This window comes from Mesorhizobium sp. M7A.F.Ca.CA.002.09.1.1, from assembly GCF_003998555.1.
Lineage (GTDB): Bacteria > Pseudomonadota > Alphaproteobacteria > Rhizobiales > Rhizobiaceae > Mesorhizobium > Mesorhizobium ciceri.
In genome coordinates this window covers 1-1,356 of record NZ_RZRR01001196.1, presented here as the reverse complement: position 1 = coordinate 1,356, position 1,356 = coordinate 1, and the positions used below count along the sequence as shown (strand labels likewise).

General features: G+C 61.9%; 1 protein-coding gene and 2 pseudogenes. 2 read left to right on the top strand and 1 reads right to left on the bottom strand.

Annotated features, from left to right (window positions below; genetic code table 11):
• Window positions 1–245: pseudogene (locus EN994_RS36535) on the bottom strand (formylmethanofuran dehydrogenase subunit A); the annotation flags it as partial.
• Between the two features lie 3 nt (window positions 246–248).
• Here EN994_RS36535 and EN994_RS31725 point away from each other — a divergent pair.
• Together EN994_RS31725 and EN994_RS31720 are read left to right on the top strand one after the other, a co-directional pair.
• Entirely contained in the window at window positions 249–869 is a 621-nt protein-coding gene (locus EN994_RS31725) for an amidohydrolase family protein (protein WP_245466147.1), read from the top strand.
• Window positions 857–1,356: pseudogene (locus tag EN994_RS31720) on the top strand (formylmethanofuran--tetrahydromethanopterin N-formyltransferase); the annotation flags it as partial. The gene EN994_RS31725 and the pseudogene EN994_RS31720, both read left to right, overlap by 13 nt.

The window sequence follows — 1,356 nt, the reverse complement described above, 5'->3', positions numbered from 1 at the left end:
AGCTCGAGCCCGATCGCCCACTGCATCGTGCCGTAGAAGTCCTTGCCATAGCTGTAGGGCACGATGCCGCCGCCATTGCCGTCACCGTCATGAATGACGGTCTTTTTCGGGTGTGCGCTGCCACGCGCCGAAAACTGCCGCATGACGTCGGAGGAGACCGTGACCGTCTGGCCGAACATCACCTGGCCGATATCGATGGTGACTTCCGGCGTCGCGTTGACCAGTTCGGCAAGCCGTGCGGCGGCATCGTGCCCTACAGCTATGGCAAGGACTTCTACGGCACGATGCAGTGGGCGATCGGGCTCGAGCTTTTTCTCCTGATCGACGATCCCTGGCGTGTGTTCTTCACCACCGATCATCCCAACGGTGCACCTTTTACCGCCTATCCGGCGCTGTTCGAACTGCTGATGAGCCGGGAAGCGCGCGCCGAAATGGCCGCCGGACTTTCACGATCCGCCCTGGTGCTCTCTACCCTGGCCGCAATCGACCGCGAATACACGTTCGAGGAAATCGCCATCATGACGCGCGCGGCGCCAGCCAAGCTGCTCGGCTTGACGGATCGAGGCCATCTCGGCGCCGGCGCAACAGCCGACGTCGCTGTCTATCGCAGGGACCGCAGTATCGCCAAAATGCTCGGAGAGGCGGCGTATGTTTTCAAGGATGGCGATCTCGTCGTGCAAGACGGGGAAATCATCCATTACCGCTGGGGCAAGGCATTGAGGCTCAAGCCGCCTGTCGACAAGGCAATGGTGCGACGGCTCGAGGACTATCACCAGCAGCGCTACGGCCTGTCGCTGGACTGGTTTAATTTCCCGGATTCCGCGATTGCGCGCGAACAGCCATTCGGCGAGGTGCCATGCCGAACATGAGCATCAATGGCGTAACGATCGACGATACCTTCGCGGAAGCCTTCGGCATGCGCGCAACCGCCATCGTCATCACCGCGCCGAGCCGGAAATGGGCTCGCCAGGCGGCGATCACAATGACCGGCTTCGCCACCTCGGTGACCGGTTGCGGCTGCGAAGCGGCAATCGATCTCGACCTGCCGCCATCGGCCACACCGGATGGCCGGCCGGGCTGCCGCGTCATGATTTTCGCGATGGGAACGGACGAATTGCAGAAACAACTGCTCAATCGTGTCGGCCAGTGCGTTTTGACCTCGCCGGGTTCCGCCTGCTTTGCCGGGCTGCAGGGCAGCGCCGAGCTCAAGCTCGGTTCGGCACTGCGTTATTTCGGCGACGGCTGGCAAATCTCCAAGAAGATCGGCGACAGGCATTTCTGGCGTATTCCCGTCATGGATGGCGAGTTCCTGTGCGAAGCAACGACCGGACTGACGAAGGAAGCTGTCGGTGGCGG